Source organism: Streptomyces sp. SID3343, assembly GCF_009865215.1.
Lineage (GTDB): Bacteria > Actinomycetota > Actinomycetes > Streptomycetales > Streptomycetaceae > Embleya.
The window spans coordinates 1-7,775 of the sequence record NZ_WWJX01001082.1 but is presented as its reverse complement, the minus strand read 5'-3'; the positions used below and the strand labels follow the sequence as shown (position 1 = coordinate 7,775).

Here is a 7,775-nt window from a genome sequence, read left to right as displayed (position 1 = left end):
CGCGCCGGGGCCGGCCTTGCCGGGCCACAGCGTGCTCGCGCGGATCGCCGTCCGGACGAGGGCGGGCGTCGCTTCGAGTCGTCGATCCGTGAGAATACGCAACCGCAGCGGATCGGAACCGAAAAGCAGCGCACGAAGATAGGCGTGCCCCGCGCGCGGCCAACTTCCGGAGAGATCGACCGGATGGGGGGCCGGCCCACTCAATGCGGCGCGAGTGTCCTGCGAAATCGCGTGCAGCACATCGGCCGCCTCCGCCCTGGGAATGGATCTTCCCTGGAGCGGTTTGAAAGTCGGCCGCTCGAATTCATGAGCAAGCCTGCTCCCGAGCAGACGGTCGATCAGTTCCGGATCGGCGATTCCCACGGTGTCGGCGTCGACACGGAAAACCCGAGCGCCACGACGGTCGCGCAGGAGTTCCTCGATCTTCGGCGAGAAAACCGTGACCCGGGCACGTCCGACCGTATCGGAACGGCTCATCGGCGCTCTCCGCAAGGCGAGAGGCTCGCGTCCGGCGGAGCCGACACGCGGCCCCACCGAACGCGGGCCCGAACGGCGAACCCGACGCTTCGTCGGGCCGTGGGCGGTCTACCGCGGTGCATGCTTTCGGGCGGCGGGACCGGTCTCGACCCGCGCCGGTCCAGTGCTCAACCGATTCGCGCACGTGCGCCGATCAGCTGTACCGGACGAACCGGGTATCAGCTGTACCAGACGAACCAGGTAGAGGACTTCAGGCTCTTCTCGGACCCGAACCTCTTGGAGAAAGAGTTGACGATCTTCTTCACGACAACCTCCATGTGGCTGTGAACCGGCCGGGTCCGTAGTGACCCGATCGGGTCGGGCGATAATTCACCGCCACAGAATCCGACTTTCCGATTCCGGTGGCCCCGAGCAGTGAATCCTCCACATGAAAGACGCGTCAATGTGACGTGGATCACAGATCGTGAACGGGCGTAATCCATGGACTCGTTTCCGGCCGGCTCACGTGAAGACGAACCCGAAGCATAAAAACGGATGTTCGCCGATCCTTTCGGTCGTCACGGCCGGTGTCGGTCCTCGACGACCGCACGCCCGCCGGTCCGACGCCCCCGTCGGCCGCCGACGCGGCCCCGTCGGCGCCGGCGGGCACGAACCCGAGGTATCAGGTCCGTTCGCGCTCCACCGGCAGCCACAATTCGGCCTCGACCTCGGCCTCGGGTTCGTTCCGGTCCGCAGCCGGGCGTATCCGCAGGATTTCCGGGCCGGGGCGGCTGCGGTAGGGGTTGGACGGGAACCACTGCGTGAAGACGTCCCGCCACAGGTACTGGATGGCCTCCGGCGCCGGTCCCGAGGTGGAGAAGACCGCCCAGGTGCCGGCCGGAACGGGCAGGACGGTCGTCCCCTCCGGGGCCGGTTCGGAGGTGATCACGCCTTGGTAGTAGTCGAGTTCGGTGCCTTCGGCGCGGCTGGGGTCCAGGTCGTCGCACACCGCGACGAGCCCTTGCGGCTCCTGATCCGACAGCTTCTCCAGGCTCTCCAGGATTCGCGGTTCGATCCCGCGGACGAAGTCGACGATCGCCTGGTTGGGTCCCACGTGGACCAATGGCACCCGGGCCTTGACGCCGACGACGGTGAAAGCCGGCCGATCGGCTACGCGATAGCGCATGCTACTGCTCCCTTCGATGGTGAGGCGGAAGGTCAACCGGGGCTGGGACACGAGCGCGGCGCCGGTTCGTCGGGCCTCTCCCGGCCCGACGTCGTGCACGGCGCGAAACGCCCGCGCGAACGCCTCCCCCGAGCCGTAGCCGTAGCGCGTCGCGATCACCAACAGCGTCTCGTGCCCGGCGAGCACCTCGGCGCCCGCCACGGTGAGTCGACGGCGTCGGACGTACTCCGACAGCGGCATGCCCGCGAGCGCGGAGAACATCCGCCGCAAGTGGTACTCCGAGGTCGCCGCGACGCGCGCCAACTCGGCCACGTCGACGGAGCCGTCGAGATGGTGCTCGATGGTCTCCATGGATTGGTTGAGCCGCTCCAACATGCCCCGTTCCCTTCCTCTGTACGTTCACCACGCTAGGTCGTGGGTGCCCCGCCGGACCCGACATTCGGTGCCCGATCGGGTCGGGTATCCACGGCGGTGGGGCGAAGTCGCGGTCGGGGTCGGACTCCGACTCGGGACACGTCGGGCCGAGGGGCGGCGTGACCTCGAGGGCGTGCGGCGCGTTGTCACCGGACGGGCGGGCTCGGCGCCGTCGGGGTGCCCCGTGCGAGACACCGCAGCCCGCGCGCCCGTGAGCCCTCGCGGGTGAACCTCGGATCGGAGCGACTGTGCGCGCACTGCCTTCTCCCTACCCCTACCGAACAGCCCTGGTCACCGGTGCCTCCAGCGGCATCGGCGCGGCCATGGCCCGGATGCTGGCGGCACGTGGCGTCACCCTGGTCCTGGTGGCCCGCCGCACCGAACTCCTGGACAAGCTCGCGGCCGAACTGCGGGCAGCCCACGGGATCAAGGCGGTGGCACTGACCGCGGATCTCACCGACCCCGGCCAAGTGCACGAGGTCGAGGAGTTGATCGCCGGCGGGGAGTACCCGATCGAACTGCTCGTCAACAACGCCGGTATCGGCAACACCGGCGCGTTCGTCGAGCAGACCGCGCAGGCGGCGCACGACAGGATCCTGCTCAACACGGTCGCCCCGACGCGGCTGTGTCGGGCGGCACTTCCGGCCATGCTCGAAGCGCGCCGCGGCGGAATCCTGAACGTCTCCTCACTGTCGTGCCGACTCCCCTCGCCCCACCTGGCCACCTACGCCGCGACCAAGGCGTTCGTCACCTCCTTCGGCGAAAGCCTGGCTGCCGAGCTCCGCGGCACCGGCGTTCGGGTCACCACGCTGCTCCCCGGCCTGACCCGGACCGAGATCATCGGCCCCGGCCGGGTCGACGTCAACTCCCTGCCTCGCTTCGTGTGGCTGGACGCCGAACACGTCGCCGCGGCCGGGCTGAACGCGGTCGCCACCGGCCGAGTCACGTGCGTGCCGGGAACGGGATACCGAGCAGCGGCCGCGCTGACCACCGTGCTGCCGGCCGCACTGAAGCGGGCGGTGTCACGAACCCTGTGGCAACACTGACCGGACTCGCGTCCGAGGTACGTCGGGAAGCCGGCCCCCGACCCCGCGTCCGACCGGCCTACGGACCGAGCGGGCCGAACTGGACGAACGAGATGAACGGGCCGAACGGACCGAACCGTGAAGCACGGCCCGGCCCGTTCGGGAGGCGACTAGCGTGCCGGCTTGCCGTTGTCGGTTCGGATGCCAAGTGCGACGAACCGGGTGACCTCGTCCTCGGCGAAGTTGTCGTCGCTGACCAGGAGCAGAGTCCGTTCACCGCCCGGCAGGGGCGGACCCCAGGTCATCCCCTCGGTGTTGTCGACCATGGACAGACCCAAGTCGTCGAAGTCCGCGACCAGGGTCTTGCGCATCGGTACGATCCTGCTTCCGGCCAGGGAATCCATGTTCTGCACCGCGGTCGCGCCGCGCGTGGTGGCGTCGTAGATACGGATCTTGTATCCCGAGCCCGCCACCCAGCTGCGTTCGAGGACGAGGTAGCGGTGCGGGTCCTCGGGGAAGGCGAGAATCGAGGGCACGCCGGTGTCCGGGGGCCACGGGCTGGACGGGTCGGACTCGGCGAAGATCTTGTCGAGGGGGTAGGCGAACTGCCCGAGCACGCCGCCCTCGCGGTTCTGCCGGGTCACCCGCACCAGGGCGCCGTTTTCGGTCGTGGGCTCGGGTCCGTCCTGGAGCAGCGGACCCTCGACGGCGCTGGTGAGCACACTGCTCCCGGCACCGAAGGTGATCGCTTCCACCGCCTTGTTCCGCCGCATGCCCCGATCGCCCGTGCCGACCTCATAGTTGGGCGGCAGGGGCAGCCGACCGCGGTAGGCACCGGTGCGGTCGGCGAACCGGATCGACGCCTGGATCACCGGGTCACTCGACGACCTCGGTCGATCTCCTTCCTGCGCCCACCAGTAGCGGCAGGTCAGCGGGTCCACCCGCACCTCTTCCGGGTCCACGGCCTTGCCGTCGCCGGCGCTCGCCGGCGGGTGGACCGAGCCGTCGGGCTGCAGGAGCGGGTGGGTGCCGGTGAAGTCGACGGAGTGCACCCCGGCGCCGTCCACATCGATCCGGGCGGTGTAGAACCGGGCGGGCTGCAGGACCGAGCGGTCGTCGCTGATCATGACGTACTCGCCCGTACACGGATCCCGGTCGATGCCCGACAGCCCCCCGACGGTCGTGCCCGCGAAGGGCAGTTTGTGCGGCACGGTCTTGTCGCCCAGCAGCCGAGCCTGCGCCCCGATGTCGGACCGGACGGCGGCGTCGTCCGACCGGGCCGCCACCGCGGGGGCCATCGTCGTCGCCAGCGCGAGGGCCGCGGCACATGCGCGGGGGATCAAGGAAGCTTTCATGTAAGCGATCTTGGCCCGCATGCGCACGAAGCACAGTCACCCATCGGTGTGATGGAGCGGGTACGACCGGGCCGGGTAGCCCAGTCGGCGACCGCCCATGGGCCGTGTCCCATGGGTGTGTTGGATCGTTCGGTCCGCCGGGGTCGGGCGGGCCTTCACCGTCATCGCCCTCCGGGGCCCGGTTTTGCGCCCGCGCCCCGGAGGTCGTGGTCACGACACGTCGCGGCGCAGGGCCCGCCCGCTCAGGGCGCCCGTCGGCTCGCCGTCGCGCAGCGCGGGGGTGCCGTTGACCAGGACGTGTCGCATGCCGCGCGCGTAGCTCGCCGGGTTCGCGTAGGTCGCGGTGTCCACGATCTCCTCCCGGGAGAAGATCGCCACGTCGGCGTGTGCCCCGACCCGGAGCGCGCCTCGATCGCGCAGGCGCAGCGTTGTCGCCGGCAGGCCGGTCATCCGGCGCACCGCCTCCTCCAACGACACGATTCCCTCGTCGCGCGCGTAGCGGCCCAGTACCCGGGCGAAGGCTCCGAACGCCCGGGGGTGCACGGGATGATCGGCGAAGCGCTCGTCGACCGCCGGGGCGTCCGAGTCCGAGCCCACCGACACCCACGGGCGTTCGAACGCGAGCCTGACGTTGTCCTCGTCGCCCAGGAAGTAGGCCGCGTCGGCGTGCGGCGCGGCGAGGACGATGTCCAGCATGGTGGTGATCGGGTCGTCGTCTCCTCGGGCCTTGGCGATGTCGGCGACGCTGGTTCCGGGCGTGATGCCGAGGTCCGGGTGGTTGGACAGGACCACGACGCCGTCGGCGCCCCCGCTCATCAGCCAAAGCCCTTCCCAGTCGCCGCCGTTGCGCACGGCGTCGACGATCCGGGACCGGCTCCGGGGGTCGCGCAGGTGCTCGCGCAGTCGCTCCGGTCCGCCCAGGTGGAAGGGCGGCGGGATGGCGGACGCCAAGGCCGTCCCGCCGGCCGCGTAGGGGTAGATGTCGGCGGTCACGTCGATCCCCGCGGCCCGCGCGGCTTCGAGCCGGCTCAGGACGTCACGCATCTTGTGTCGGTTGTCGCGTCCGGCGGTCTTCAGGTGGAAGATCTCGGCGCGCGCGCCGGAGTCGCGGGCGATGTCCAGGAGTTCCTCGACGCCCTCCAGGAGGCGGTCGCCCTCGTTGCGCAGGTGCGAGATGTACAGCGCGTCGTGGCGCGCCAACACGTGGGCGTAGGCGGTGAGTTCGGCCGTGTCGGCGTAGCTGCCCGGTGGGTAGATCAGGGCGGAGCCGACCCCCAGTGCCCCGTCCGCGAGTTCCCGGTCGAGGAGGGCGCACGCACGGGCGAGGTCGTCGTCGGTGAGCCGACGATCGTCGAGGCCGGCGACGGACATGCGCAGGTTCTCCGCCCCCACGAAGCTCGCCACGTTGTGTCCCACGCCCCGCGTCTCCAGGTACTCCAGGAACGCGCGCAGCCGTGGCCAGGAACGACGGGCGCCGTCGGCGAAGTCGCCGAGCCCGATCATCGCCTCGGTCATCTCGCCGGCCACCGGACCGAGGGACAGGCCCTCGCCGAAGACCTGCGTGGTGACGCCCTGGTAGAGATCCGAGAGCCCGCGCGGGTCCGCCTGCAGCGTGAAGTACGCGTGGCTCAGCACGTTGACGAATCCCGGGCAGACCACCAGGCCGCGCGCGTCGATCTCGTCACGCCCCCGGACACCGTCGACGTCGCCGATCGCTACCACCCGACCGCCGTCGATCGCGAGATCGCCGTCGCATGCGGGCGATCCGCTCCCGTCGACGAGAGATCCTTCGCGGACAACGAGATCGACCTGCATACGGAACCTCTTCGGGTACGGGTGGGGGGCTTTCCGGGCGTCCTCCAGTATCGCGGCGGCCGCGTCCGGGTCATTCGGGCCCGAGCACGAGGAACCGCGTGAAGATGTGTGCGTTCGCACGAAGCGGCACGGTGGTCGAACGTCGCGTCCCGGACGGCCCCGGTTGCGCCTTGCGTCCGGTCCTCGCCGGGCGTCGTGGTCCCGACGGGGCGGCGAAGGCGCCTTCACGCGCTCTCGCGCGAGCGGTGCCTCTTGGCGAGAGCCCGACGGGCCCGGGTCCTGGCTCAGCTCGGGGGGCGGACGAGGCCCGATCGGTAGGCGAAGACGACCAGTTGCGCGCGGTCGCGGGCGCCGAGCTTCGTCTTGGCGCGCTGGAGGTGGGTGCGTACGGTCAGCGGGCTGACGTACAGTTCCGCGGCGATCTCGGTGTCGGACTTGCCGTCCGCGGCCAGGGCCGTCAGTTCGCGTTCGCGGGCGGTGAGAGCGGCCAGTTGCCGGGGTAGTGCCGCGTCGGTGCGGGGCTCCGGGGTGGCCAGGAAACGGGTGATGAGGGAGCGTGTGGCCGCCGGGGACAGCAGCGCGTCCCCCGCGGCCACGGTGCGGATGCCGTCGAGGAGCGCGTCGGCGGAGACGTTCTTGCCCAGGAAACCGCTCGCGCCGACCCGGATGGCCCGGGCCACGTGTTCGTCGGTCTGGAACGTGGTGAGGATCAGGACCCGGGTGGCCTGGAGTCGGGGGTCGGCGCAGATGGCGGCGGTGGCGGCGAGGCCGTCGGTGCCGGGCATGCGGATGTCCATCACGACGACGTCGGGGTGGTGGGCCCGGGCGAGTTCGACGGCCTGCCCGCCGTCGGCGGCCTCGTCGACCACCTCCAGGTCGGCGCACGAGTCGATCAGGATCCGAAAGGTCGCCCGCAGCAGGGTCTGGTCGTCGGCGAGCAGTACCCGGATGGTCATCGTGGCCCTTCCAAGGGTTGGGAGTGGACGGGGAGTTCGGCGGTGACCGCGAAGCCGCCCTCGGGACGGCGGCCCGCGTGGAGACGGCCGCCGGCGGATCGGGCGCGCTCGCCCATGCCGATCAGCCCGAATCCGCCTCCGGGGGCCGGTGGGCGCACGGTGGCGCCGCCGTCGTCGCTTACCGTGAGGATCAGTCGGTCGTGGGTGTACGCGAGCCCGACCTGTGCCGTGCTCGCGGCGGCGTGCTTGGCGACGTTGGTGAGTGCCTCCTGTGCGATCCGGAACGCGGTCAGGTCCACTCCGGGCGACAGTGGTCGCTCCTCGCCGTCGACCGTGACCACGACCCGGAGCCCGGCGGAGGCGAACGCGGAGACCAGTTCGGGCAGCCGGTCGAGTCCGGGGGGCGGTTCCAGGGGGTCGTCGGGGTCGTCAGGCCGGCGCAGGAGGCCGACGGTGGCCTCGAGTTCGCGCAGTGCGGACGATGTGGTGCGGGTCAGTGCGACGAGGATCTGCTCGGCCTGTTCGGGACGGGTTCGGGCGAGGTGGGCGGCGGTGCCGGCCTGGGCGT

General features: G+C 70.8%; 6 protein-coding genes and 1 pseudogene. 1 reads left to right on the top strand and 6 read right to left on the bottom strand.

Annotated elements, in window-relative coordinates; all coding sequences use genetic code 11:
* Together GT354_RS33905 and GT354_RS33900 are read right to left on the bottom strand one after the other, a co-directional pair.
* Positions 1 to 477: pseudogene (locus GT354_RS33905) on the bottom strand (cytochrome P450); the annotation flags it as partial.
* A gap of 661 nt (positions 478 to 1,138) precedes the next feature.
* Positions 1,139 to 2,017: an AraC family transcriptional regulator gene (locus tag GT354_RS33900; protein WP_161360200.1), complete on the bottom strand. Its 879-nt coding sequence runs from the start codon at positions 2,015 to 2,017 to the stop codon at positions 1,139 to 1,141.
* 287 nt (positions 2,018 to 2,304) lie between these two features.
* Between GT354_RS33900 and GT354_RS33895 the strand changes: the two genes are divergently transcribed.
* On the top strand, positions 2,305 to 3,102 hold the full coding sequence (locus GT354_RS33895) for an SDR family oxidoreductase (RefSeq protein ID WP_346012304.1): 798 nt from the start codon (positions 2,305 to 2,307) through the stop codon (positions 3,100 to 3,102).
* A gap of 149 nt (positions 3,103 to 3,251) precedes the next feature.
* Here the strand turns inward: GT354_RS33895 and GT354_RS33890 are convergent, their stop codons facing one another.
* From GT354_RS33890 to GT354_RS33875, 4 genes are all read right to left on the bottom strand, one after another.
* Positions 3,252 to 4,436: an esterase-like activity of phytase family protein gene (locus GT354_RS33890; protein WP_161360199.1), complete on the bottom strand. Its 1,185-nt coding sequence runs from the start codon at positions 4,434 to 4,436 to the stop codon at positions 3,252 to 3,254.
* A gap of 210 nt (positions 4,437 to 4,646) precedes the next feature.
* The gene (locus GT354_RS33885) at positions 4,647 to 6,251 is read right to left on the bottom strand and encodes an amidohydrolase family protein (RefSeq protein ID WP_161360198.1); all 1,605 of its coding nucleotides are present in this window, start codon (positions 6,249 to 6,251) and stop codon (positions 4,647 to 4,649) included.
* Positions 6,252 to 6,535: 284 nt separating this feature from the next.
* Positions 6,536 to 7,207: a response regulator transcription factor gene (locus tag GT354_RS33880; protein ID WP_161360197.1), complete on the bottom strand. Its 672-nt coding sequence runs from the start codon at positions 7,205 to 7,207 to the stop codon at positions 6,536 to 6,538.
* A partial coding sequence (locus GT354_RS33875) for an ATP-binding protein (RefSeq protein WP_346012303.1) occupies positions 7,204 to 7,775 on the bottom strand: 572 nt, incomplete at its 5' end. The genes GT354_RS33875 and GT354_RS33880, both read right to left, overlap by 4 nt.